The sequence below is a fragment of the Rhizobium sp. 21-4511-3d genome (assembly GCF_053522545.1).
Window position 1 is genome coordinate 230,499 of record NZ_JBNWCF010000002.1, and the last position, 22,177, is coordinate 252,675.

The 22,177-nt window shown below is 62.4% G+C and carries 25 protein-coding genes; 15 read left to right on the forward strand and 10 right to left on the reverse strand.

Annotation, left to right across the window (positions count from 1 at the left end; genetic code table 11):
• Nucleotides 1-17 precede the first annotated feature (17 nt).
• The gene (locus tag ACQZ5H_RS06995) at nt 18-2,249 is read right to left on the reverse strand and encodes an OmpA family protein (RefSeq protein ID WP_449097147.1); all 2,232 of its coding nucleotides are present in this window, start codon (nt 2,247-2,249) and stop codon (nt 18-20) included.
• A gap of 317 nt (nt 2,250-2,566) precedes the next feature.
• Between ACQZ5H_RS06995 and ACQZ5H_RS07000 the strand changes: the two genes are divergently transcribed.
• From ACQZ5H_RS07000 to ACQZ5H_RS07040, 9 genes are all read left to right on the forward strand, one after another.
• Nucleotides 2,567-3,337, forward strand: coding sequence for an ABC transporter substrate-binding protein (locus tag ACQZ5H_RS07000; RefSeq protein WP_130278161.1), 771 nt, complete (start codon nt 2,567-2,569; stop codon nt 3,335-3,337).
• 112 nt (nt 3,338-3,449) lie between these two features.
• Entirely contained in the window at nt 3,450-4,253 is an 804-nt protein-coding gene (locus tag ACQZ5H_RS07005; protein ID WP_112716645.1) for an ABC transporter permease, read from the forward strand.
• Nucleotides 4,250-5,080: an ABC transporter permease gene (locus ACQZ5H_RS07010; protein ID WP_130278160.1), complete on the forward strand. Its 831-nt coding sequence runs from the start codon at nt 4,250-4,252 to the stop codon at nt 5,078-5,080. Before ACQZ5H_RS07005 ends, ACQZ5H_RS07010 begins: the two co-directional genes overlap by 4 nt.
• Before the next feature lie 161 nt (nt 5,081-5,241).
• Nucleotides 5,242-5,508, forward strand: coding sequence for an usg protein (locus ACQZ5H_RS07015; RefSeq protein ID WP_112716649.1), 267 nt, complete (start codon nt 5,242-5,244; stop codon nt 5,506-5,508).
• A gap of 82 nt (nt 5,509-5,590) precedes the next feature.
• Nucleotides 5,591-6,403 (forward strand): methyltransferase, encoded by an 813-nt coding sequence (locus tag ACQZ5H_RS07020; protein WP_449097148.1) that lies wholly within the window; start codon nt 5,591-5,593, stop codon nt 6,401-6,403.
• A 92-nt stretch (nt 6,404-6,495) separates the two neighbouring features.
• A complete protein-coding gene (locus ACQZ5H_RS07025; RefSeq protein ID WP_449097149.1) occupies nt 6,496-8,112 on the forward strand; it encodes a hypothetical protein in 1,617 nt (538 codons plus the stop codon).
• Nucleotides 8,113-8,205: 93 nt separating this feature from the next.
• Complete coding sequence (locus ACQZ5H_RS07030) at nt 8,206-8,898, forward strand: glutathione S-transferase family protein (RefSeq protein ID WP_449097150.1); 693 nt, start codon at nt 8,206-8,208, stop codon at nt 8,896-8,898.
• Nucleotides 8,895-9,230 carry an ArsR/SmtB family transcription factor gene (locus tag ACQZ5H_RS07035; RefSeq protein WP_449097151.1) on the forward strand — a complete coding sequence of 112 codons (336 nt, stop codon included), beginning with the start codon at nt 8,895-8,897 and terminating at the stop codon, nt 9,228-9,230. The genes ACQZ5H_RS07030 and ACQZ5H_RS07035 overlap by 4 nt, the downstream gene beginning before the upstream one ends.
• Nucleotides 9,231-9,232: 2 nt before the next feature.
• Complete coding sequence (locus tag ACQZ5H_RS07040; RefSeq protein WP_449097320.1) at nt 9,233-9,718, forward strand: SRPBCC family protein; 486 nt, start codon at nt 9,233-9,235, stop codon at nt 9,716-9,718.
• 5 nt (nt 9,719-9,723) lie between these two features.
• Here the strand turns inward: ACQZ5H_RS07040 and ACQZ5H_RS07045 are convergent, their stop codons facing one another.
• Genes ACQZ5H_RS07045 through ACQZ5H_RS07060 form a run of 4 tightly spaced genes read right to left on the reverse strand, consistent with a single transcriptional unit; the run spans nt 9,724 to nt 13,579 of the window.
• Nucleotides 9,724-10,545 (reverse strand): ABC transporter ATP-binding protein, encoded by an 822-nt coding sequence (locus tag ACQZ5H_RS07045; protein WP_449097152.1) that lies wholly within the window; start codon nt 10,543-10,545, stop codon nt 9,724-9,726.
• A gap of 9 nt (nt 10,546-10,554) precedes the next feature.
• Entirely contained in the window at nt 10,555-11,391 is an 837-nt protein-coding gene (locus tag ACQZ5H_RS07050; RefSeq protein WP_449097153.1) for an ABC transporter permease subunit, read from the reverse strand.
• Between the two features lie 23 nt (nt 11,392-11,414).
• On the reverse strand, nt 11,415-12,584 hold the full coding sequence (gene ssuD / locus ACQZ5H_RS07055; protein ID WP_449097154.1) for an FMNH2-dependent alkanesulfonate monooxygenase: 1,170 nt from the start codon (nt 12,582-12,584) through the stop codon (nt 11,415-11,417).
• A 26-nt stretch (nt 12,585-12,610) separates the two neighbouring features.
• Nucleotides 12,611-13,579, reverse strand: a complete 969-nt coding sequence (locus ACQZ5H_RS07060; RefSeq protein ID WP_449097155.1) for an aliphatic sulfonate ABC transporter substrate-binding protein — start codon at nt 13,577-13,579, stop codon at nt 12,611-12,613.
• A gap of 260 nt (nt 13,580-13,839) precedes the next feature.
• Here ACQZ5H_RS07060 and ACQZ5H_RS07065 point away from each other — a divergent pair, with 260 nt between their 5' ends.
• Together ACQZ5H_RS07065 and ACQZ5H_RS07070 are read left to right on the forward strand one after the other, a co-directional pair.
• Nucleotides 13,840-14,709, forward strand: coding sequence for an NAD(P)-dependent oxidoreductase (locus tag ACQZ5H_RS07065; protein WP_449097156.1), 870 nt, complete (start codon nt 13,840-13,842; stop codon nt 14,707-14,709).
• A complete protein-coding gene (locus tag ACQZ5H_RS07070) occupies nt 14,706-15,389 on the forward strand; it encodes a DNA alkylation repair protein (RefSeq protein WP_449097157.1) in 684 nt (227 codons plus the stop codon). The genes ACQZ5H_RS07065 and ACQZ5H_RS07070 overlap by 4 nt, the downstream gene beginning before the upstream one ends.
• Before the next feature lies 1 nt (nt 15,390).
• On the opposite strand, the gene ACQZ5H_RS07075 is transcribed toward ACQZ5H_RS07070, so the two are convergent.
• The 3 genes from ACQZ5H_RS07075 to ACQZ5H_RS07085 form a co-directional block, all read right to left on the reverse strand.
• A complete protein-coding gene (locus ACQZ5H_RS07075) occupies nt 15,391-15,879 on the reverse strand; it encodes an Lrp/AsnC family transcriptional regulator (protein WP_112387170.1) in 489 nt (162 codons plus the stop codon).
• Between the two features lie 67 nt (nt 15,880-15,946).
• Complete coding sequence (locus tag ACQZ5H_RS07080; RefSeq protein WP_449097158.1) at nt 15,947-16,570, reverse strand: uracil-DNA glycosylase family protein; 624 nt, start codon at nt 16,568-16,570, stop codon at nt 15,947-15,949.
• Entirely contained in the window at nt 16,561-17,112 is a 552-nt protein-coding gene (locus tag ACQZ5H_RS07085; RefSeq protein WP_449097159.1) for a thermonuclease family protein, read from the reverse strand. Before ACQZ5H_RS07085 ends, ACQZ5H_RS07080 begins: the two co-directional genes overlap by 10 nt.
• A 104-nt stretch (nt 17,113-17,216) precedes the next feature.
• Between ACQZ5H_RS07085 and ACQZ5H_RS07090 the strand changes: the two genes are divergently transcribed.
• Nucleotides 17,217-18,752: a sensor histidine kinase gene (locus ACQZ5H_RS07090; protein WP_112716675.1), complete on the forward strand. Its 1,536-nt coding sequence runs from the start codon at nt 17,217-17,219 to the stop codon at nt 18,750-18,752.
• A 2-nt stretch (nt 18,753-18,754) separates the two neighbouring features.
• Here ACQZ5H_RS07090 and ACQZ5H_RS07095 read toward each other — a convergent pair whose 3' ends face one another.
• On the reverse strand, nt 18,755-19,147 hold the full coding sequence (locus ACQZ5H_RS07095; RefSeq protein ID WP_449097160.1) for a diacylglycerol kinase: 393 nt from the start codon (nt 19,145-19,147) through the stop codon (nt 18,755-18,757).
• Between the two features lie 131 nt (nt 19,148-19,278).
• On the reverse strand, nt 19,279-20,295 hold the full coding sequence (gene cobT, locus ACQZ5H_RS07100; RefSeq protein WP_449097161.1) for a nicotinate-nucleotide--dimethylbenzimidazole phosphoribosyltransferase: 1,017 nt from the start codon (nt 20,293-20,295) through the stop codon (nt 19,279-19,281).
• A gap of 156 nt (nt 20,296-20,451) precedes the next feature.
• Here cobT and ACQZ5H_RS07105 point away from each other — a divergent pair, with 156 nt between their 5' ends.
• The 3 genes from ACQZ5H_RS07105 to ACQZ5H_RS07115 are packed head-to-tail and all read left to right on the forward strand — an operon-like array spanning nt 20,452 to nt 22,160.
• Nucleotides 20,452-21,234: an adenosylcobinamide-GDP ribazoletransferase gene (locus tag ACQZ5H_RS07105; protein WP_449097321.1), complete on the forward strand. Its 783-nt coding sequence runs from the start codon at nt 20,452-20,454 to the stop codon at nt 21,232-21,234.
• Between the two features lie 18 nt (nt 21,235-21,252).
• Nucleotides 21,253-21,462, forward strand: a complete 210-nt coding sequence (locus ACQZ5H_RS07110; RefSeq protein WP_449097162.1) for a DUF1289 domain-containing protein — start codon at nt 21,253-21,255, stop codon at nt 21,460-21,462.
• Nucleotides 21,459-22,160: a TIGR02281 family clan AA aspartic protease gene (locus tag ACQZ5H_RS07115; RefSeq protein ID WP_112716685.1), complete on the forward strand. Its 702-nt coding sequence runs from the start codon at nt 21,459-21,461 to the stop codon at nt 22,158-22,160. The genes ACQZ5H_RS07110 and ACQZ5H_RS07115 overlap by 4 nt, the downstream gene beginning before the upstream one ends.
• Nucleotides 22,161-22,177: the final 17 nt, after the last annotated feature.

Genomic DNA, 22,177 nt, shown 5'->3' on the forward strand with positions numbered 1-22,177 from the left:
TCTCAGATCGGCCTGCCTCAGTTGTTGGAGGCGACCGGACGCACGAGCGGCGTGACGCGGCGGATGGTAACGCGGCGGTTTTCCTGGTTCGGACCAGCCGTGTTGACCTTCAGGTAGCGCTCGCCATAGCCCTGCGTCGCCATGTTTTCCGGCGGAATGCCGTAGACATCGGAGAGCACGTTGGCGACCGATTCCGCGCGCTGGTCGGAGAGAACCAGGTTGCTCTGGTCGGAACCGACGGCATCGGTATGTCCTTCGATCAGGAAGGTTTCGCTCGGATCCCTCTGCAGCACCTCGTTCAAGGCATCCGCGACCTTGCGCAGGCTGCGCGCCTGGCTCATCGGGATCTCGGCACTGCCGGTAGCGAAGGTGATCGTATCGAGGTCGATACGGCGTACCTTGTCGCGGATACGGGCCGAATACTTCACCTCGTTCAGCGAGTAGACGCGCTCGACAGGCTCGACCGGCGGCTCGCGCAGGAAGTCGTAATAGTCACGATCCGGATCGCTGCTGGTGTCGATGATGTAGTCGCGAACCGGGATCTGCAGACGCATCGGCGGCAGATCGGCACCCGGATCCTCGAAGTAATCCTGGTCCGGATTATCGTAGAGCTCCGGCGAGTAGTAGAGCACATACTCACGGCCGCGGCTGTCGACACGCGAACGCTGGATGATGTCGCCATAGCGGTTGCGGATCGTCACGATGCGATAGCCATCCGGACGGTCGATCGTTTCGCGATAACGGTCGCGCGGCAGTTGCTCATAGATCGGCCGTTCGCCGTCGCGGATGAAGCGGCGATCGTCGTCGCTGCGCACCACGATATTGTTGTTGATCTGCAGCAGCACGCGGTTGTCGTCTCCGACGCGTCCTTCGACCTGCGCACCGTCAGGACGCTGGAACTGCGGACGGCGGTCGAGCCGGCGGCCTTCCTCGGCCGTGACAGCCTCGATCTTGACCGGCGGACGTGCTTCGCCACCGGCTGCGCGCTGCGCATCGGCGTCCGACTTCGGTACGAAGATCTCCTGCTGCGTCTCGGCTGCACGCTGGCGGTCGCGCTGGCGCCGGCCATCGCGGCCACCGGAGCGGTCTGCGTCCTTGTCGCTGTCGAGCACGGCTGCACCGTTTTCGACCGGCAGGACGACGGTTTCCGTGCTCTTGCTCGGATCCGCGGCAATCTGTTTGCGGCGCTCCAGCTCCTGCGGCGTTACCTTCTCAGGTGCCGGGATCGCCTGCTCGACAACAGGCTGCTGGCCGTTGGCTGCAGGCTGCTCGGCAGTGTTGGCGCCAGGCTGCAGGCCGGGCTTGAGCTGCTGCTCGCCCTGCTGCTGACCTTCAGGCGCAGGCTTCTGTGCCTGGTCAGGCTCTGCCGGAACCGGCGGCTTTGCCGGCGCCGGAGATTCGGCCGGGACAGGCGCCTGATCGGGAGCCGGCGATTCCGACGGAACCGGCGTCTTGCCTTCGGTGGGCTGCTCACCCTGCTGCTGGGCATTCTTGCGGCCGGGCTTGGCGGCAGGTTCCTGCTGTTGTTCGCCTTCGGTTGCCTGCTGCTGCTTTTTGTCGCCCTTGCGCGGACGCTGCTGCTCGGGCTGAGCCTCTTCGGTCTGGGGCTTGGCCTGCTCCACTTGAGGAGCGGCCTGCTCGCCCTGCGGCTGAGCCTCGTTCTGCGCCGGAGCGGCTTCCTGCTGGGCAGGCTGCTGGTCGCGCTTGCGGCGCGGCCTTTCGGCCGGCTGCTCGGCGGGTTCGGCCTGCGGGGCTGCCTGCTGCTGCTCCTGCTGCTGCGGCTCAGGAGCGGCTTCGCGCTTCTTGCGGCGCGGCTGTTCCTGGTTTTCGGCCGGCTGTGCCTGCTCCGCCTGCGGAGCGGCCTGTTCCGGCTCGGGGGCTGCCTCGCGCTTCTTGCGGCGCGGCTGCTGTTCTTCGGAAGGCTGAGCCTGCTCGGCCTGCGGAGCCGCCTCTTCTGCCTGCGGCTGAGCTTCGCGCTGCTTGCGGCGCGGCTGTTCCTGCTGCTGCTCGGCCTGCGGCTGCGCTTCCTGCTGCTGTTGCTCTTCGGCCTGCGGCTGCTTGTGGCGCTTCTTCAGGATCTCTTCATCCGACGGTGCATCCTGCGCGACCTCATACGAACCGCTGACCACCTGGGGCGACGATGCCGCGCTCGTTCCTCCGAGTGCAGACGCATGCACCGGCGTAACGGCCAGTGTCAGCGACAGCAGCGGAAAAGCAGCGCTGGCAAACAATCTTGATTTCATGCCCATTGGGTTTCCTCGTTCCTATTGGCTATTGGGGGTGTTCAGTTTTGACACCCCGCATGTTGGGTCGGGACCGAAATTTCCGAGGCCCGGATTTGTTCCATGCATTTTTTAGAAACGCCGGGATTAACCCGCTATGAACGTCCCGGTCCGCCTCCGTTCATCTTGGTCATAGTTTGCGACGCAACAATGGCGCGCGATTCCAGTTGCAATTTGCAAAAAAAAGGTTTGATTATCGCGCCAAGGCGGTGCTGATGCCCGCCGCATTATGGCCGCTGCCGAATAAGAAAAAGACGCAGCGGTCACCAACAGAGAGGATCCTCATGCGTATCTCCAACCTCCTCGCCGCAGCTTCGCTTGCAGCGTTGTCCCTCTTCGCCGGTTCGGCAATGGCCGATGGCGAAAAGTATGTGATCGGCACCGACTCGACCTACCCGCCCTTCGAATTCGTCGATGCCAGCGGCGAAATCAAGGGCTTCGACATCGACATCGCCAAGGCACTCTGCGCCGAGATGAAGGCTGAATGCTCCTTCGTCAGCAACGACTGGGATGGCATCATTCCGGCTCTCCAGGCCAAGAAGTTCGACATGATCGTTTCGTCCATGTCGATCACGCCGGAGCGCTCGAAGCTCGTCGACTTCACCAACAAGTACTACAACACGCCGCCGGCAATCGCCGTGCCGAAGGACTCGACGATCACCGACGTCGCCGGCCTGAAGGGCAAGACGATCGGCGCCCAGACGTCGACCACCCACGCCAACTACGCTGAAAAGCACCTGGCCGACACCGAGCTGAAGCTCTACCCGACTGCCGACGAGTACAAGCTCGACGTTTCGAACGGCCGTATCGACGCCGTTATCGACGACGTCGTCGTTCTCTCGCAGTGGGTCAAGTCGGACGCCGGCGCTTGCTGCAAGATCCTCACGACCCTGCCGGTCGATAAGGAAATCAACGGCGTTGGCGCCGGTATCGCCGTCCGCCAGGGCGACCCGCTGAAGGACAAGCTGAACACCGCGATCGCAGCGATCCGCGCCAACGGCAAGTACAAGGAAATTCAGGACAAGTACTTCGATTTCAACGTTTACGGCGATTGAGAAAAACTGTAACTGACCTGTAAAGATGATGGCGGAAGGCTTGCTCTTCCGCCATTTTTGTCTGACAACATGCTAAAGATCAAAACGGCATAAGCCGTGAGGGGAAAGTTGGATGGGCGGATTATTTTCCGCGCTGGGCTCGCTCTGGGCCTGGATAGGGTATGTTTTCGATCCGCTATGCGGACCTGCCGGTCTTTTCACCTGGTTCGGCCAGTCGACGATCCTCGCCTGCGGCGATACCGGCTGGGGCGATGAAATCGCCGTCGGCCTGAAAACCACCGTCGCCGTCGCGCTGCTGACCTTGCCGGTCGGCCTGATCATCGGCTTCCTCGTGGCGCTCGGCCAGCAATCCGAAGAAAAGTCGGTGCGGCTCGCCGCCGGCATCTACACCACGATCTTCCGCGGCCTGCCCGAGCTTCTGACGCTGTTTATCATCTATTACGGCATGCAGATCCTCATCCAGTCGGCGCTCGCCTCCTTTGGCTATGACGAGCGGATCGAGATCAACGCCTTCGTGGCCGGCATGATCGCCCTTGCCGTCGTCTTCTCCGCCTATTGTTCGGAAGTGCTGCTCTCGGCATTTCGCGCCATTCCGAAGGGCCAGTACGAAGCCGGAGACGCGCTCGGCTTTCACCGCGGCCGCACGCTCCGCCTCATCATCCTGCCGCAGCTGGTGCGCATTGCCCTGCCCGGCCTCACCAATCTCTGGATGATTCTCCTGAAGGATACGTCCTACGTCTCGATCATCGGCCTCGCCGACATCCTGCGCCAGACCGCCGTCGCCGTGCGCGTCACCAAGCAGGCCTTCTTCTTCTATCTGCTCGCCTGCATCATCTATCTGGTGCTCGCTGTCATTTCTTCCTACGGCCTCAGCTATATCGAACGCTGGGCCAAGCGCTCGGAGGTCCGCCGGTGAGCGTTGCAGAAACCCTTATCCCGCCGCAGCCGGCGCCGAAGCATATCGCCAAGCCTCTCTCGGCGGCGCGCGTCACCGGCTCGGTTCTCGTGCTGATCTGGCTCGCTCTTGCCGCAACGCTGATCTACATGGTCGTCGCCGGCTGGGATCCCGAAAAGTTCACGCGTTACGGACCGCGCTATCTGCACGGCCTGATGACGACGATCATCCTGGTGACGATCTCGGTCATCTGCGGCGCCGTCCTGTCCCTGCCGCTGGCATTCGCCAGAATGTCGACGAACAGGTTCCTCAGCGGCTTTGCCTATTGCTACGTCTACGTCTTCCGCGGCACGCCGCTTCTGGCGCAGCTCTTCCTCGTCTATTACGGCCTCGGCGGTTTCCGTCCGCAGCTGGAATCCGTCGGCCTCTGGTGGTTCTTCCGTGACGCCTGGTATTGCGGCCTGTTCTCGATGACCATCAACACCGCCGCCTATCAGGCCGAAATCCTGCGCGGCGCCATCGAGAGCGTGCCGAAGGGACAGCATGAGGCCGCGGACTCGCTCGGCGTTTCCAAGACCGTCGCCTTCCGCAAGATCATCCTGCCGCAGGCGTTGATCGTGGCGCTGCGTCCCTACGGCAACGAGATCATCCTGCTGATCAAGGGCTCGGCCGTCGTCGCCATCATCACCGTCTTCGACCTGATGGGCGAAACCCGCTACGCCTTCTCGCGCACTTTCGACTACCAGACCTATCTCTGGGCCGCGATCTTCTACCTGACGATGGTTGAAGCGCTCCGCCATTTCTGGAACTGGATCGAGCGCCGTCTGACGCGCCACCTGCAGCGCTGACCGGTTTGGCAGCACTCCCTGCGGGATGCTGCCAAGCTATTGAAATCAAACAAAAATGAATGGTTCTTTTGCCCGCTGCATGTCAAGCTTCGGTTAACCGCGCCGTGTTTCCATTTTATCTGCCGCTAATAAGCGGCAATGGGAACGAAAGCGAGATGCACATGAACAAGGACATGGAAAAGCAGCTGCAGGGCTATGGACTGACGACGGCGCAGATCCTCTATCGCATGCCGGATCATCCCGCGATCCTGCAGACCTACATCTGGCAGGAATACGACCTCGCTCCCGATTTCCCCGAAATGCGCGGCTTCCTGAAATTCTGGCAGGAAAAGCTCGACGGCCCGCTGCACTCCGTCCGCTACATCCACCGCAAGCTGATCTCGGCAACGGAATGGCGCGCGCTGCGCGGCGAATTCGTCATCCACTGAAAGGCCGGTCGGCAACGCCCGCCATTGCCAAAGCGGCCTCACCGCCTTAGAGGCTTGCGTGACAACGAAAAGGTGGACCGGCATGGCAAAGAAGATCGACGAAGAGGCATTGGCCGAGGCCTATAACCGCGCGCTTGCGCTGGAAAAGGCTGGCGACGTCGATGCGGCCGTGAAGGCCTATGAGGAAGTGCTGGCAATCGACCCCGAGGATCACGGCGGCGCCGCCGTCCGCATCGCCTCGATGGGCCGCGGCGAGACGCCGGTGCGCGCCCCCGACGCCTATGTCGAAACCCTCTTCGATCAGCATGCAGAGGTCTTCGAGGACGTGCTCGTCGAGCAGCTCGGCTATCACGTGCCGATGATGGTGCGCCAGCGCCTGCAGGAGCTGAAGCTCGGGCCGTTCAAGCGCATGCTCGACCTCGGCTGCGGCACCGGCCTCACCGGCGGCACGCTGCGCGATCTCTGCGAGGACATGACCGGCATCGACATCTCCGAAAACATGGTCGAGATCGCCCATGAGAAGGACGTTTACGAGACGCTGTTCGTCGCCGAAGTCGAGGACTTCCTCGACGACAACGACGAAGACGCCTTCGACCTGATCACCGCCACCGACGTCCTGCCCTATCTCGGCGCCCTCGAGCCGCTGTTCTTCGGCGCCGCCGAAAACCTGACGCCCGGCGGCCTGTTCATCTTCTCCTCCGAAACCCTGCCGCAGGCCGACACCCGCCCCTACGCCGTTGGCCCCCACCAGCGTTTCCTCCACGCAGAAAGCTACATCCGCGAACGCCTGACCGCGACCGGCTTCGAGCTCGTAGAAATGACCGGCATCAACGTGCGTATGCAGGAAGGCGAACCGAGCCCCGGCCATCTGGTGATCGCGAAGCTGGCGGGTTGATTGACGTTCGATCAAACAACCTATGAGATCAGGTCGTTGGTGGACAGGAAACTGAAACGCTGATTATCCTCCCGTGAATTGGGGGATAATCGATGTTTCTCGAACTCTACGCGATCTGGGAGAAAAGTGGGGTTCTAGGCGTCCTCGATGCGCTTTGGACGCATGTAGTTCCGATCAGCTGGGCAGCACTCCTCGTTGCCTTGTTCATTCCTATCCTGCTTATCTACTGCCGGAACGAAGTTCGGGTCCGCAGACTGCGTCTCATCGCCGATTTCATTCTTTCTTATCCTACGACGCGAAACAAACGATCGACCTCGTCGTCCGAGCCGGAAGCGGCGAGTAATCCGTCACTTGAACTCGTAACCGCAAAATACCTCTCCGATCTTGGCGATCCAGAGTACACCAATACGTCGCGTGCCAATTCCGCAGAATTGATCCAAGAGATCGAGAGAAGAATTCGGGGATCGCGGCTCTTCGGCAACATGGGGGACTATCGCCTTCTCATTGCATCGACGGGCTTCGTCGTCTTGTGCTATTTCGGCTTTGTCAATCTGTTCAATGTTGTCTTAAACGGCTTCGAGGTGCTTGGCGCCACCGGCGACCGCATGTGTAACATTACGGGCCTTGACAGCGGAGCTTGCTGCCCTGAAGGAAGCGTTCGCAGCCAGTTGCAAAGCGTAGGCTCGCTCGCTTTCGCAGGCGCCTTTATTGCCGCCACGCGCCAGTTTGTCAGAAGCCTCGCAGTGTTCGACCTGTCTGCCCATACGTTCATCTGGCAGACCGTCGAGATATTCGCCTCGGTCATTATCGTCATTTTTCTATACGAGGCCTTCGAAAATCCGACCATCGCACTGGAGTCTCTGATCAAGGGCTCGGATCCCGACACTCGTCAGTGCACCGACGTGCCGTGGATTTGGATGGCGCTTGCACCGTTACTGGGGCTGTTGCCACAGAGTTCGACGAAGTTTCTTCTTCTGAAACTCCAGTCGCTGGTCGCCTGGGTTAAAATCGACGACGACCGGTTTAACGCTGTCACGCGGATGACGCCGCTCGATGTGATAGACGGCATCGACTATCCCACCAGATTCCGCTTGGAGGAATGCGGGATTTACGACGTCCAGAATCTCGCTACCTACAATCCTATAATGCTGCACGTTGAATCTCCGTACGGCATTTACCAGACGATCGATTGGGTGGGTCAGGCGCAGCTTTGCAATATTCTTGGTCTCGATAAATTCCTGTTGCTGAAGCAGATGAACGTCCGAACCGTGTTTGACCTCGAGCGGTCTCTCGACTTTTGGTCCTCCAATGGGTGGAGGCCGATCATGGTCGAAGGACCGGACGAGTTTGACAGAATTTACGCCGGGATCCTTTTCGCAGCCACGAGCACGATGCGGAAGATCGGGGAGATCAGTGGCGTCCAACCGCTTATCATCCGCTATCCGACGGCGACCGAGCCTCCCAAGATCGAGGCGGTCGGAGTCGACGCATATTGCACATGGGCGTGCGAAACGATTGCCGCCGATCCGTTGACGACCAAGCGCTGCATGGAGCACCTCCTGGGTTGGATTACAGATGATCTGCATGTAAGGCGATTACGCCGGATCTGGCAGGAAATGTCCGATGATCTCGGCGACCGCTCGAAACGCATGGACATATCGTTCGTGACGCGACGTCCGCCAACTCCCGAGCCCGAACCAGCCCAATAGTTACCCATTCAGCAAACTATCCCTTGCCACAACTGCCACACCCTGATACTTAGCCTTTCAGCAAAGTTTCCAACAGCTGAAAGGCCATGCCCCATGCCGCTCGTGCTTTACGGACATCCGCTCGCCTCCTTCTGCCACAAGGTTCTGATCGCGCTTTATGAGAACGGCACGCCGTTCGAGGACCGGCTGGTCGATCTCTCGGATGAAGGTTCGCGGGCCGAACTCTTCCGCTACTGGCCGGTCGGCAAGATGCCGATCCTGCGGGATGAGGCGCGTGACAGCACCATTCCGGAAACCAGCATCATCATCGAATATCTCGACCGGCATTATCCGGGTGAAGCCCATCTGCTGCCGCTCGATGCGGACCGCGCCCTGCAGGTGCGCCTGTGGGACCGCTTCTTCGATCTCTATATCCAGACGCCCATGCAGAGGATCGTTGCCGACAAGATGCGTCCCGCCGGCGTCAAGGATCCGCAGGGCGAGAGCGAGGCGCGCGCCACGCTTGCCATGGCCTACGACATGATCGAGCGGCAGCTGGCAAACAGCCTCTGGATCACCGGCGACAGCTTCACCATGGCGGATTGCGCCGCGGCTCCCGCCTTGTTCTACAGCGAAACGCTTGTCCCCTTCGGCGCGGAACGGCCGAAGCTTTCCGCCTATTACGAGCGGCTCGTGCACCGCCCTTCCTTCGCCCGCGTGCTCAGGGAAGCGCTGCCCTATTTCAAGTTCTATCCCTTTAAGCACCAGCTGCCTGAGGCGATCCGCAAGGCGATGCCTGCCGAATGACGATCGATGCCATCTCACTCGACCGGATGTTCCACGCGCTGTCGGATAGCAGCCGCCGCGGTATGATCGACCGTCTCGGGCTTGGCCCCGCCTCGGTGATGGAGCTTGCCGCCCCCTTCCCGATGGCGCTGCCGACGGTGATGAAACATCTCAATGTGCTTGAGACGAGCGGCCTCGTGCAATCCGCCAAGACCGGCCGTGTGCGCACCTATCAGCTGCGCCAGGAGCGGCTCGCCGAGCTCGAGCGATGGATCGGCGAGCGCAAGGCCGTCTGGAACTCCGCCTTCGACCGTCTCGACCAGCTTCTTGCCGAAGAGGAACCCAAACCTTGACCATGACACCAGCAAGCCCCGGCTCCGCCGCCCACACGACCTTCACCATCGAAAGGCAGCTTAAGGCCGACCCGAAGCGCGCCTTCCGCGCCTGGGCCGATCCGGCCTCGAAGCAGAAATGGTTTGCCTGCCACGGCGACTGGACGACGCTGGAATACCGGTTGGACTTCCGCGCCGGCGGCAGCGAGCGCAATTACACCGCCGATGGCGACGGCCTGCTGCATGCCTATGACGCCCACTATCTCGATGTCGTCGAGGACATCAGGATCGTCTACGCCTATGAGATGCGGCTTGGCGAAACCAGGATTTCCGTGTCGCTGGCCACCGTCACCTTCGAGCCGTCAGCGGCAGGCACCCGCATGCTCTTCACCGAGCAGGTCGTCTTCCTCGATGGCTATCCTGACGACGGGATGCGCCGCCAGGGCACCGAGCTCGGCCTCGACAGTTTCGAGGCATTCCTCGAGCGAGACGCCGGCGGCGTCCACTGAGACGCTCAGCGCCCGGTGCCGAGAATGGCGCCGAGCAGCCTGCCTTCGAGCTCGGCAAGTTCCGGATTGCCATGCCGGCGCGGATGCGGCTGGGGAATGTCGAGATCGAGCGCGATCCGTCCTTCTTCCAGCACGATCACCCGGTCCGCCAGATGCACGGCTTCGCTGACATCGTGGGTGACGAGAACCGTCGTGAAACCCAGCTCGCGCCAGACGCGGTTGATCAATTCCTGCATGCTGATCCGCGTCAGCGCATCGAGCGCGCCGAGCGGCTCGTCAAGCGCGAGAACGCCGGGCTTGCTGACGAGTGCACGAGCCAGCGCCACGCGCTGCCGCTGACCGCCTGAGAGCCGTGACGGCCACTCCCTCGCCTTCTCCGCCAGCTGCACTTCGGAAAGCACGGCCGCTGCCTCTGCAAGCGCCAGACGCCTGTCGATCCCGTCTCCGAGACCGACGGCGACATTCTCCGCCACGCTGAGCCAGGGCAAGAGCCGCGGCTCCTGAAAGACGATGCGCGCATTCGGCCGCTCGCCAGTGCCATCCGCGGTCTCGAAGCGGATGCTGCCCGCCGTCGGCTGATCGAGACCCATTAGTACCCGCAGCAGCGTGCTCTTGCCGCAGCCGCTCTTGCCGATGACGGCGACGAACTGACCGGCCGGAATATGCAGATTGATACCGCGCAGCACACGGTTGCCGCCAAAGCTCTTCTCCAGTCCGGTCAGGGTGATGGATGCCGCACCGGCCGGCGGTGTCGCAGGCTTTTCGCCGTGCGCCGCATAATCCGGCTCGATTGAGCCGTGGAAACGTTCATGGGTGATCACGCTCATCGCCAGCTCCTACTTCTGATAGATCGGGTTCCAGGTGAGCGCCCGCCGCTCCAGCGCCCGGGCGACGACATCGGCAAGCTTGCCGAGCACGGCATAGATCACCAGTGCGAGCACCACGACATCGGTCATCATGAATTCTCGCGCATTGTTAGCCATGTGACCGATGCCGGAGGACGCGGCGATCGATTCCGAGACGATCAGCGTCAGCCACATGATCCCCAGCGCATAACGCAGCCCGACGAAGATCGACGGCAGCGCGCCCGGAAAGATCACCTTGCGAAACAGCGTCCAGCTGCCCATGCCATAGACGCGGCCCATCTCGATCAGATCGCGATCGACGTTGCGCACGCCGTGATAGGTATTGAGATAGACGGGAAAGAGCACGCCGAGCGCGGTGAGGAACAGCTTCGATTCCTCGCCGATCCCGAACCACAGGATGACCAGCGGGATCATCGCCAGATGCGGAATGGTGCGCAGCATCTGCAGTGTCGTATCGGTCAGCTGCTCCGAGACCTTCGAAACGCCGTTGGCAATGCCGAGCAGGAAGCCGATCGCGCCGCCGACCAGCAGGCCCGCAAAGGCGCGCCCCGCACTGACCAAGACGTCATGTGGCAGCTGGCCAGAGATCGTCGTCGACCAGAAAGCGACGGCGACATCGGCCGGCGACGGCATGATGCGCGAGGAAATGAACCCGGCCGACGAAGCGATCTGCCAGCAGATGACGATTGTCACCGGCAGGAGATAAGGCAACAGGGCAGAGCCGTCAGGCAGCCGGGGCAACGCCCGGCGCTTGCGCTTTGCTTGCCCCGAGGCAACGCGTGTGAATGGCGTTTCGAATACCGACATGCTCATCTCCTCGCTTCCGCGGATCAGGACCCTGAAACGACTTTCAAGTTGCCGCCATGGCTACCGCCACCGAACACCTGCTTGTTTCCGAAATCGTTGCGCAGACCATGACGCTGCTCCGGCTGGCCGAGACCAAGCTCGGGAAACAGCAATTCGGCAACGCGATAGGCCTCTTCCAGATGCGGATAGCCGGAGCCGATCACCGTCTCGATGCCGAGTTCCTGATATTCGCGCAGCCGCGCCGCGACCGTTTTCGGCGAACCGACCAGCGCCGTACCGGCGCCGGCGCGTACCAGGCCGACACCGGCCCAGAGGTTCGGAGACACTTCCAGCTTGTCGCGGCGGCCACCATGAAGCGCGGCCATGCGCGCCTGGCCGACGGAGTCGGATTCCTTGGCAAAGCGAAGCTGCGCTTCCTCGATCGTCGCATCGTCGAGCTTCGAGATCAGCCGGTCGGCGGCCGCCCATGCTTCCTCGTCCGTCTCGCGGACGATGAAATGCAGGCGGATGCCGAAGCTGACTTCGCGACCCTTCTTGGCAGCAGCCGCGCGCACGCGCTCGATCTTCTCCCCGACCTGTGCCGGAGGCTCACCCCAGGTCAGATACTTGTCAACGCGGCCGACGGCGAAGTCGATGCCGGCATCGGAGGAGCCGCCGAAATAGAGCGGCGGGCGCGGGTTCTGGTAGGACGGGAAGCCGAGGCGTGCATTGGTCGCCTTGATGTGCTTGCCGTCGATGCTGGCAACGCCCTTCTCCAGCAGCTCTTCCCAGACATCGAAGAACTCGTTGGCATGGTCGTAGCGCTCGTCGTGCGGCAGGAAGATGCCGTCGCCTGCAAGTTCGGCGGGGCTGCCGCCGACGACGATGTTCAGGAGAACGCGGCCGTTCGAGACGCGGTCGAGAGTTGTCGCCAGACGCGCATAATAGGCCGGAGACGCCGTGCCGGGACGGATCGCCACCAGGAACTTCAGCTTCTCCGTATGTTGCGAAAGTGCCGCCGCAGTGACGAAGGATTCTTCGCAGGCAACGCCCGTTGGCAGCAGCACGCCGGAAAAGCCGAGGCGATCGGCTGCCTGGGCGATCTGCGTCATGTAGCCGATTTCAGGCGCGCGCGTCTGGTCGGAGGAGCCGAGATAGGCGCCGTCGCCGGAGGTCGGGATGAACCAGAGAAAATCGATTGGTTTGGAACTCATCAAATTGTCCTTTCGTGAAATACGGCTCAGCTGGCCTTCGGGCGCCAGACGATATCGCCGGTCGTCAGTTTCTTCGGCACGATACCAAGCGCGTAGAACTCGTCGGCCAAAGCCTGCTGGTAGGCGGCAGCATCGTCGGTGATCGTCGTCACGGCACCGAGATCGGCGCCCGGGCGGCTGAGGGTGATGCGCGTCACATCGGCGGGAACACCGGTGATCTCGGAAAGCTCCTTGACCGTCTCGTCAAGCTTGCCCTGCGCCGACTTGCCCACCTTGGCGAGCTCGTCGATCACATCGACGACCACCTGGCCGTTGTTGTCGGTGAAGTCCTGATTGGCCAAGAAGAAGCTGTAGGAATCGACGAGGCCCTCGGCGGTCGTCAGCACCCGGGTATCCGGATCGGCTTGGGCGATCGCCAAATAGGGGTCCCAGATCGACCAGGCATCGATGCTGCCGGTCTTGAAGGCGGCAGCAGCATCCGGCGGCGCCAGATCGAGCGCCTGTACGTCATCGATAGTCAAGCCGCCCTTGCGCAGCGCCTTGACGGCAACGTTATGGGCACTGGAGCCGCGCTTGAAGGCTAGCTTGACGCCCTTCAGATCCTCAAGCTTCTGGATCGGCGAATCCTTGTGCACCAGGATCGCCGACGCCGCCGGGCTGCCGCGATAGGTTCCGACATAATAGAGATGGCCACCCGCAGCCTGCGCGAAGAGTGGCGGCACGTCACCGGTCGCGCCGAAATCGAGAGCGCCTGCCCCGAGCGCTTCGAGCAGCGGCGGCCCGGAGGTGAATTCCGACCAGCTGACGGAAATGCCCTTGTCCGCAAGCCGCGCCTCCAGCGCGCCGCGCCGCTTGGCAAGCGCCAGCACGCCGTTCTTCTGCCATCCGATACGGAACTCGGTGGCTGCAGCCGCCCGCGCGGGCTTGATGGACGGCAGGACGGCGGCAGCTACTGCGGCCCCGAAGAGACCAAGGGTCTGACGGCGTGAGATCATGGCTTTCCCCTTTATCGGCGATACGAAGCGCATCACCGTTGCGTTGCGATGATCTGATAATGAGAAACTCTATAAATTAGATCGACAATTATATTTGTGAGTTTTGGCGCGGCGGAAATTTTCCTGACCGGATTGCCGGGCTCCCGCAGAATTTTATTCTCAGGCTGCCTTGTTGGCGTACCGCCGCCCGCCGGCGGTGCCTTTCCAGCCTTCGCACTTTCCGCTAATCATGCCGCAGCATCAGGAGAAGGATCTGGCATATGGCAAAAGTCGCTTTTATCGGTCTCGGCGTCATGGGTTTCCCGATGGCGGGCCACTTGAAGACGAAGGGCGGCCATGAGGTCACGGTCTACAACCGCACCGCCGCCAAGGCTGCCGATTGGGTCGCGAAATTCGGCGGCAAATCCGCCCCGACCCCGGCAGAGGCTGCCGCAGACGCCGATTTCGTCTTCACCTGCGTCGGCAACGATGACGATCTCCGCTCGGTGACAACAGGCAAAGGCGGCGTTCTCGAAGGCATGAAGAAGGGCGCCGTCCTGATCGATAACACCACGGCCAGCGCCGAAGTCGCCCGCGAGCTCTACGAAGCCGCCAAGGCCAAGGGCTGCGACTTCATCGACGCACCGGTTTCCGGCGGTCAGGCGGGTGCCGAAAACGGCGTGCTGACCGTCATGTGCGGCGGCGACGAAGCCGTGTTCGAAAAGGCAAAGCCGGTGATCGACGCCTATGCGCGCATGGTCGGCCTGATGGGATCGGCCGGTGCCGGCCAGCTCACCAAGATGATCAACCAGATCTGCATCGCCGGTCTCGTCCAGGGCCTCGCCGAAGGCATCCACTTTGGCAAGCGCGCGGGCCTCGACATCGAGAAGGTCGTCGACGTCATCTCCAAGGGCGCCGCCGGTTCCTGGCAGATGGAGAACCGCCACAAGACGATGAACCAGGGCAAGTACGATTTCGGCTTCGCCATCGACTGGATGCGCAAGGACCTCGACATCGTCCTGACCGAAGCCCGCCGCAACGGCGCCAAGCTCCCCGTCACCGCCCTCGTCGACCAGTTCTATGGCGACGTCCAGGCCATGGGCGGCAATCGCTGGGATACGTCCTCGCTCCTTGCCCGCCTGGAAAAATGATCGGTCCGTCCTCGAGCGCAGCAGACCTAATCGCGCATCTGCAGACGCTGCGCTCCGAAGGCGGCATTGCCGGCATGGCCCGCTTCGGGATCGTCACCGGCCAGGCACTCGGCATTTCCAATCCGCAACTGCGGAGCATCGCGAGGCTCGCCAGGAAGGATCATCCGCGCGCCCTGGCGCTCTGGCAAAGCGGCATCAGGGAAGCGCGGCTGCTGGCCTTGATGACGTCTGAGCCGAAACGGCTGACGGCGGATGAAGCCAAGGCCTTCGCCGAAGACTTCCATTCCTGGGAAATCGTCGATACCGCCGCCGACCTCTTCGTCGAGGCACGGCTGGACGCTCTCATTGAAAGCTTTGTCGCCGATGAGCGGGAATTCGTGCGCCGCACTGCCTTCGCAATGATCGCCGCTATGGCTGTGCATCGCAAAAAGGATCCCGACGAGACAATTCTCGTCTGGCTGACGCTGATCGAGGCTCACGCTGGCGACGAGAGGAACTTCGTCCGCAAGGCCGTCAACTGGGCGCTGCGCAACATCGGCAAGCGCAACAAGGCGTGCCATGCGCCTGCCCTGAAACTCGCTCGCCGCCTTGCGGAGAGTTCCGGCAAGACGGCGAGATGGATCGGCAAGGATGCGGTGCGCGAGCTGACCGGCGATGCGATCATCGCCCGGCTGAAATAGCTCAGTCTTCGTTGGACTTCGCGCTGTCGAGCAGCATGTAGTCGAGCGGCAGCTGCGTCGAATACTTGATCTGCTCCATAGCGAAGGCCGAGGAGACGTCGCGGATTTCGATCTTGGCGATCATCCGCTTGTAGAAGGCGTCGTAAGCGGCAATGTCGGGAACGACGACGCGCAGCAGATAATCGACATCGCCGCTCATGCGGTAGAACTCGACCACTTCGGGGAATTCGACGACGACTTCCGAGAAGCGCTTCAGCCACTCGATCGAATGGGTCGCCGTGCGGATCGAGACGAAAACCGTGACCTTGGTGTTGACCTTCTCGGGGTCGAGAATGGCGACGCGGCGCTTGATGACACCGTCTTCTTCCATCTTCTGGATACGGCGCCAGCAAGGAGTTGTCGAAAGGCCGACCTTCTTGGCGAGATCGGCGACCGCAAGGGTCGAATCTTCTTGCAGCAGGCGCAGTATCTTGCGGTCGAGACGGTCCATATGCGAAAGCCCTTTCGAATTATATTCTCTGTATACCGCGATTCCGGCGCGCGAAAAGAATTTTGTTTCAGTTTATAAGCAGTTTTATTCTGCTTCTGAGCACCGGCAGCAGCTCTTCCTCGAACCACGGATTGCGTTTCAGCCAGCCGCTGTTGCGCCAGCTCGGATGCGGCAGCGGCAGGACAGCGGGCGAGCGGTTTGCAAACAGCGTCTCGCGCCATGCCTTGACCGTGTCGGTCATATTGCCCTTCGCCGCCGCGCCCATATGCCAGCTCTGCGCATATTGGCCGACGGTCAGGATCAGTTCGATCTGCGGCATCACCGCCATCGCCCTCTCCCGCCAGATCGGCGCGCATTCGCGGCGCGGCGGCAGATCGCTGCCCTTCTCGTCATATCCCGGAAAACAGAAGCCTATCGGCACGATCGCCAGACGGCTTGCATCGTAGAAGGTCTCGCGGTCGACCTGCAGCCAGTCGCGCAGTCGGTCTCCCGAAGCGTCGTTGAACGGAATGCCGCTCTCATGCACGCGAAGACCCGGCGCCTGCCCGGCAATCAGCACCCGCGCCGTGCGCGACAGGATGAAGACAGGACGCGGCTCATGTGGCAAGGGCTTTGCCGGATTGAGTGGCGCATCCCGACAGATGCGGCAGGCGGCAATCGCTTCCTGCAAGGCTTCGAGCGTCAGTTCCATCCGACCGCCTGCCCGATCATCCTGACGATGCCACCGCCGGAATGCAGCCGCTCGTCATCGCGAAAATCCCGCGGCCGCTCGAATGTCCCGGCCCACAGACCCGAGCGCGAACCCCTCGCCTCATCCTCCTCGCGGCGGTAGTCGCCATAGGACACGGCATAGCCCGTTCTCACCATCTCGCCATTGATATCAAGCGTGCCGCTCCGGCAGATCACCAGCAGCCGCTGATATTGATCGCGCTCGGTGCCGCTGCATTGCGTTCCGGCATTTGAGACCAGCCGCTGCAGCGCATCGCGCGCCTCCCGCCCGCAGGCCCATGACTTCCCGCCACGCTCGCAGTTCTGCACCAACTCCGGCGCATCGATGCCCTTCAGCCGCATCCGTTCGCCGCCGACCGCCAGGCTGTCGCCATCGGCCGCATGGAAGGCGCCGCTATGCACGGTCTCCGCATCGCTGTTGAGCTTGGCGGCGATCAGCCAGATCAGCGCCAGCATCGCAAAGGCGGTCACGCCGTCGCGAATCGTCCTCAAACCGCGCGTCACGCTTCCGCCTCCTTCAAAAACAAACCGTTGAGAGAAATGGCAAACACCTTCTTAAGATTTGCCGGTTACGGTGGAACCACCCGCGGATCAAGTATCAAGTGCAGATGAGTAACGGCGTAAGCACATCGACAGATAAGATTATCGTCGACAAGTCCCGCAGTCACCGCAACAAGCCTGTCTCCAAGGCTGTTCGGCAGACACGCGAGCGCTTGCAGTCGGGCCATTCCTCGACGGCCGCTTTCGATCGCGACGTCCTTCGCATGTATATGACGGCATTCACCCAGGGCGCAGCCCTGATGCCGCTGTTCGTCATCATCATTTCCGCCCTCGGCATCTATTTCACCGGCGACACCGAGATTTTCTTCTGGGCGGTCGCGACACTGGTCGCCTATGCCGCCAACGTCTATCTCGTACGCCGCGCCCGCAAGCAGGAAATGACGGCGGAATCCGCCCGCAAGTGGCGCCGCGCCCTGTTGATCGGCCAACTGCTGATCGGCCTCAGCTGGGCCTTCTTCGCGCTTCAGGGCTGCGCCACCTGCGAGCCCTCCCGCTTCATCCTCTATAAGGGTGCGACGCTGCTCATTGCCCTGTCGGTCACGGCAATGTCGAATTTCATGCTGACGCCGTCGGTGCTCATCACCTTCAGCCCCGCCGTGCTGGCGCTGGCCGTCAAGGCCGGCATTTCCCGCGACGTGCTCGAAGTCAGCCTCACGGCGCTCTTCACCACGACCGTCATCTTCTTCGGCTATATCAGCGACCGCCTATTCCGCCAGAACCTGCGCATCCTCTCCTTCCAGTCGGAGAAGGATGACCTGATCGCCGAGCTGGAAGTGGCAAAATCGATGTCCGACGAGGCGCGCCGCCGCGCCGAGGAGGCAAACCTTGCCAAGTCGCGCTTCCTCGCCTCCATGTCGCATGAGCTGCGCACGCCGCTGAATGCCATCCTCGGCTTCTCCGAAGTGATGTCGGCCGAGGTCATGGGGCCGCTGAACAACCCGACCTACAAGGAATATACCGGCGACATCCATCGCTCCGGCCAGCATCTTCTGAACCTCATCAACGAGATCCTCGACCTCTCGCGCATTGAGGCCGGCAAGTATGAGCTCGCCGAAGAGGCGATTTCGCTGCTGGATATTTCCGAGGACTGCATCGGCATGGTGCAGCTGCGCGCCAGCGGCAAGAACATCACCATCAGCCAGCAGTTCGAGCCCGAGCTTCCCTCGGTCTGGGCAGACGAGAAGTCGATGCGCCAGGTCGTCCTGAACCTGCTCTCCAACGCCGTGAAATTCACGCCGCAGGGCGGCGAGATCCACGTCAAGGTCGGCTGGACGGCGGGCGGCGGCCAATACATCTCGATCAAGGACAACGGCCCCGGCATTCCCGAAGAGGAAATCCCGATCGTGCTTTCCGCCTTCGGCCAGGGCTCCATCGCCATCAAGAGCGCCGAACAGGGCACCGGCCTCGGCCTGCCGATCGTCCAGGCGATCCTTGCCAAGCATGACGGCCAGTTCGTGCTGAAATCCAAGCTGCGCGAAGGCACCGAAGTCATCGCCATCCTGCCGGGCAAGCGCGTTTTGCAGAGCCTCCCCGCAGTCGAGGAAGCACATGCCGTCTCACGCAAGCGGAAGAGCTTCGCCTAAGGTCAGGCGAAAACGATCGCGATCAGGTGTTTGCCGATCGTGAACAGCAGGAAAAGCCCGCAGGCACCGAGCATGCAGAGAACGGCAAAGGAGCCGAGATCCTTGGCATGCTTGCCGACCATCGAAATTTCGGGGGAGATGCGGTCGATGACTTCCTCGATCGCCGTGTTCAGCGCTTCGACCGCAAACAGCGCCAGAAACAGGATGACGGCGATGACCAGCTCGGAAAGCGTCGCTCCCACCGATATCAGCAGGATCAGCGACACGGCGGCAAACAGCAGCTCCTGCCGGAAAGCCGATTCCTTGATCAGGCGCTGGAATCCCGCCCAGGAATAGCTCGCAGCGGCGAAGAAATGGCTGACGCCTGTCAGCTTACGAACGGCAGGTTTCTCCAAGGCGTCCTCGTCTTGCGGTCGCGGACGGCGTCTTGCCGCCGTCCATCAGTGAAAATGCGAATACCGTTTCCCGGTCCGCGCCGCAAGCGTCTGTCATTAACCTGTCACAAAGCTGAACGCGACGCGTCCGCTCAATGCTTGTTGGTGACGCCGGCCTGCGCGAAGGTCGCCATGCCGGAATGGCAGGCGGCCGCGGCCTTGACGATACCGGCGGCCAATGCCGCACCCGTACCCTCGCCAAGACGCATGCCGAGCGCCAGAAGCGGCGTCTTGCCGAGCATCTCGATGGCGCGCAGATGGCCAGGCTCGCCGGAGACATGGCCGATCAGGCAGTGATCGAGCGCCGACGGATTGGCGGCCTGCAGGATAGCACCCGCGGCGGTCGCCACATAGCCATCGATCAGAACGGGGATCTTCTCGACGCGGGCGGCCAGGATCGCGCCGGCCATCGCGGCGATCTCACGACCGCCAAGGCGGCGCATGATCTCGAGCGGATCGTTGAGGTGGTCGCGGTGCAGCTCGACGGCGCGCTCGACGGCGGCCACCTTGCGCTCCAACATCTCGCCTTCCGACCCAGTGCCGGGGCCGACCCAATCGCGTGCCGAACCGCCGTAAAGCGCGTAGTTGATCGCCGCTGCGATCGTCGTGTTGCCGATGCCCATCTCGCCGATGCAGAGCAGATCCGTACCACCGGCAATCGCTTCCATGCCGAAGGCCATGGTGGCGGCGCAGTCACGCTCGGAAAGCGCCGCTTCCTGGGTGATGTCACCGGTCGGGTAATCGAGCGCCAGATCGAAGACCTTGAGGCCGAGATCGTAGGCCACGCAGATCTGGTTGATCGCCGCACCACCGGCCGCGAAATTCTCGACCATCTGCTGCGTCACCGACGGCGGGAAGGGGGTGACGCCCTGGCGCGCAACGCCGTGATTGCCGGCAAAGATCGCCACCAGCGGCCGGTTGACGGCGGGCGCCCTGCCCGTCCATGCGGCCAGCCAGAAGGCGATTTCCTCGAGGCGGCCAAGCGCCCCCGGCGGCTTTGTCAGTTGCGCGTCGCGCTCGCGCGCCGCAACCAGCGCCCGGGCATCCGGACCCGGCAGCTCGCGCAGCAGCGCGCGGAAATCGTCGAACGGCAGACCTGAAACGCTCATGAAGGGACTTCCTTGTATTCTGTTTTCTCCCGGCTTGCCGGGGCCAACTTGTCTTTTCGCAGCAAATCGGCTTCTTTCGTCGCGACTCTCTTAAAGCCAGCGGCAGAGGCGAACAACTCCAAAAGCGCCGCAGCTTCCATGCATGAAGTGGGGGACATGATCATCAAGGCCTATGCGCTCGACACCGCCCGCGCCGTCGCGTTCCTGAGCCGCATTCCCATGCCCGCCTTCGTCTTCGCCGGCGATGACGGCAAGCTCAGCCGTACCGCACGCGCTTTCCCGCTGGCCGGCCTACTGATCGGCGTCGTCCCCGCCGCAATCTTTCTGCTGCTGCTCGGCCTGCGCGCCGACCGCCTGATGGCAGCGCTCGTGGCAATCGCCGTGCTCGCCATCATCAGCGGCGCGCTCCACGAGGATGGACTGGCGGACACCGCCGACGGCCTCGGCGGCGGGCGCGATCGGGATCACGCCCTTCTGATCATGAAGGACAGCCGGATCGGCAGCTACGGTGCCCTCGCCCTCATCCTCTCCATGGCACTCCGCGCCGCCGCACTCGCCGCCATCGCCCGCGAAGTCCCGTCTATGGAAGCCGCACTCGCGATCCCCGTCGCCGCCTGCCTTGGGCGATCCGCCCTCGTCTGGCATTGGCACCGCCTGCCGCCGGCGAAGGCGGACGGGCTCGCCGCATCTTCAGGCAAACCCGGCGAAAGCGCCATGCATATCGCCGTCGTCTCAGGCTGCCTGTTCGCAGCGCTGATCGTCTGGCCGGTCATGGGCCTGCTGCCGCTCGTCTGCAGCCTGCTGGCGGCCGGCATTTCGGTTCTCGTCTTCACCCTCTACATCCGCCGCAAGCTGAATGGCCACACCGGCGATACGCTCGGCGCCGCCGAACAGATTTCCGAGATCGCCGCCTTCTGCGCCCTTGCCATGGCCTTGTGAAACAACGATATATCGCTCATGCAAACACCCTGCATCAACGTATGCTCGATGGACCCCGCAACCGGCTTTTGCATGGGCTGCGGCCGCACGATCCAGGAAATCGGCGGCTGGATGAGCTATTCCGATGCGGAGCGCGCCCGGCTGATGGCTGTTCTCCCCGCCCGCATCTTCGATGGCGCCACGCAGAACGATAGCCGGCAAAATACCAACGCGAGGCACTCTGCATGACCCGGCTGACGGTCTTCCTGCTGATCATCGGCATCGGTCTTGCAATCCTTCTCTTCAACAACGGCAATGACCGGATCATGGGCATGGAAGCCGATGATTTCGGCCGCATGATCTATCTGCTGCCGATCGCGCTGATGCTGTCCGCCGGCGTCTGGGCAAGCCGGCGCAATATCGGTGAAACGATGCGCAACCTGATGATCTGGCTGGTCATCATCCTGGCGCTCGCCACTGTCTATCTCTACCGGCAGGATCTGCAGGGCGTCGGCAACCGGTTGCTCGCCGGCCTCGTGCCCGGCCGCGCCGTTGTCGTCACCACCAGCGAGGGCGGCAGCGAGGTCATCCTCCACAAGCTCCTGAACGGCCATTTCGAAGCCGATGTCGCCGTCAACGGCCAGACCATCCAGATGCTGGTCGATACCGGCGCCAGCATGGTGGCACTCTCACATGCCGACGCCGAACGCATCGGCATCATTCCCGAGAACCTCGAATACTCGATGACCGTGATGACCGCTAACGGCCGCACCCGCGCCGCACCCGTCACCCTCGACCGCGTCTCCATCGGCCCGATCACCCGCACCGGCGTCGCCGCCAGCGTCGCCGAAGACGGCAAACTCGACCAGAGCCTCCTCGGCATGAGCTTCCTGGAGACGCTGGGCTCGATGCAGATGCAGACCGACGAGTTGCGCCTGCGGGATTGAGCCCCGCCTTTATCGGC

Excerpts from the sequence above, each read along its gene's own strand:
- ACQZ5H_RS06995 (WP_449097147.1), bottom strand. The coding sequence starts at position 2,249 with ATGGGCATGAAATCAAGATTGTTTGCCAGCGCTGCTTTTCCGCTGCTG.
- ACQZ5H_RS07000 (WP_130278161.1), top strand. The coding sequence starts at position 2,567 with ATGCGTATCTCCAACCTCCTCGCCGCAGCTTCGCTTGCAGCGTTGTCC.
- ACQZ5H_RS07005 (WP_112716645.1), top strand. The coding sequence starts at position 3,450 with ATGGGCGGATTATTTTCCGCGCTGGGCTCGCTCTGGGCCTGGATAGGG.
- ACQZ5H_RS07015 (WP_112716649.1), top strand. The coding sequence starts at position 5,242 with ATGAACAAGGACATGGAAAAGCAGCTGCAGGGCTATGGACTGACGACG.
- ACQZ5H_RS07020 (WP_449097148.1), top strand. The coding sequence starts at position 5,591 with ATGGCAAAGAAGATCGACGAAGAGGCATTGGCCGAGGCCTATAACCGC.
- ACQZ5H_RS07025 (WP_449097149.1), top strand. The coding sequence starts at position 6,496 with ATGTTTCTCGAACTCTACGCGATCTGGGAGAAAAGTGGGGTTCTAGGC.
- ACQZ5H_RS07030 (WP_449097150.1), top strand. The coding sequence starts at position 8,206 with ATGCCGCTCGTGCTTTACGGACATCCGCTCGCCTCCTTCTGCCACAAG.
- ACQZ5H_RS07035 (WP_449097151.1), top strand. The coding sequence starts at position 8,895 with ATGACGATCGATGCCATCTCACTCGACCGGATGTTCCACGCGCTGTCG.
- ACQZ5H_RS07040 (WP_449097320.1), top strand. The coding sequence starts at position 9,233 with ATGACACCAGCAAGCCCCGGCTCCGCCGCCCACACGACCTTCACCATC.
- ACQZ5H_RS07045 (WP_449097152.1), bottom strand. The coding sequence starts at position 10,545 with ATGAGCGTGATCACCCATGAACGTTTCCACGGCTCAATCGAGCCGGAT.
- ACQZ5H_RS07050 (WP_449097153.1), bottom strand. The coding sequence starts at position 11,391 with ATGTCGGTATTCGAAACGCCATTCACACGCGTTGCCTCGGGGCAAGCA.
- ssuD (WP_449097154.1), bottom strand. The coding sequence starts at position 12,584 with ATGAGTTCCAAACCAATCGATTTTCTCTGGTTCATCCCGACCTCCGGC.
- ACQZ5H_RS07060 (WP_449097155.1), bottom strand. The coding sequence starts at position 13,579 with ATGATCTCACGCCGTCAGACCCTTGGTCTCTTCGGGGCCGCAGTAGCT.
- ACQZ5H_RS07065 (WP_449097156.1), top strand. The coding sequence starts at position 13,840 with ATGGCAAAAGTCGCTTTTATCGGTCTCGGCGTCATGGGTTTCCCGATG.
- ACQZ5H_RS07070 (WP_449097157.1), top strand. The coding sequence starts at position 14,706 with ATGATCGGTCCGTCCTCGAGCGCAGCAGACCTAATCGCGCATCTGCAG.
- ACQZ5H_RS07075 (WP_112387170.1), bottom strand. The coding sequence starts at position 15,879 with ATGGACCGTCTCGACCGCAAGATACTGCGCCTGCTGCAAGAAGATTCG.
- ACQZ5H_RS07080 (WP_449097158.1), bottom strand. The coding sequence starts at position 16,570 with ATGGAACTGACGCTCGAAGCCTTGCAGGAAGCGATTGCCGCCTGCCGC.
- ACQZ5H_RS07090 (WP_112716675.1), top strand. The coding sequence starts at position 17,217 with ATGAGTAACGGCGTAAGCACATCGACAGATAAGATTATCGTCGACAAG.
- cobT (WP_449097161.1), bottom strand. The coding sequence starts at position 20,295 with ATGAGCGTTTCAGGTCTGCCGTTCGACGATTTCCGCGCGCTGCTGCGC.
- ACQZ5H_RS07105 (WP_449097321.1), top strand. The coding sequence starts at position 20,452 with ATGATCATCAAGGCCTATGCGCTCGACACCGCCCGCGCCGTCGCGTTC.
- ACQZ5H_RS07110 (WP_449097162.1), top strand. The coding sequence starts at position 21,253 with ATGCAAACACCCTGCATCAACGTATGCTCGATGGACCCCGCAACCGGC.
- ACQZ5H_RS07115 (WP_112716685.1), top strand. The coding sequence starts at position 21,459 with ATGACCCGGCTGACGGTCTTCCTGCTGATCATCGGCATCGGTCTTGCA.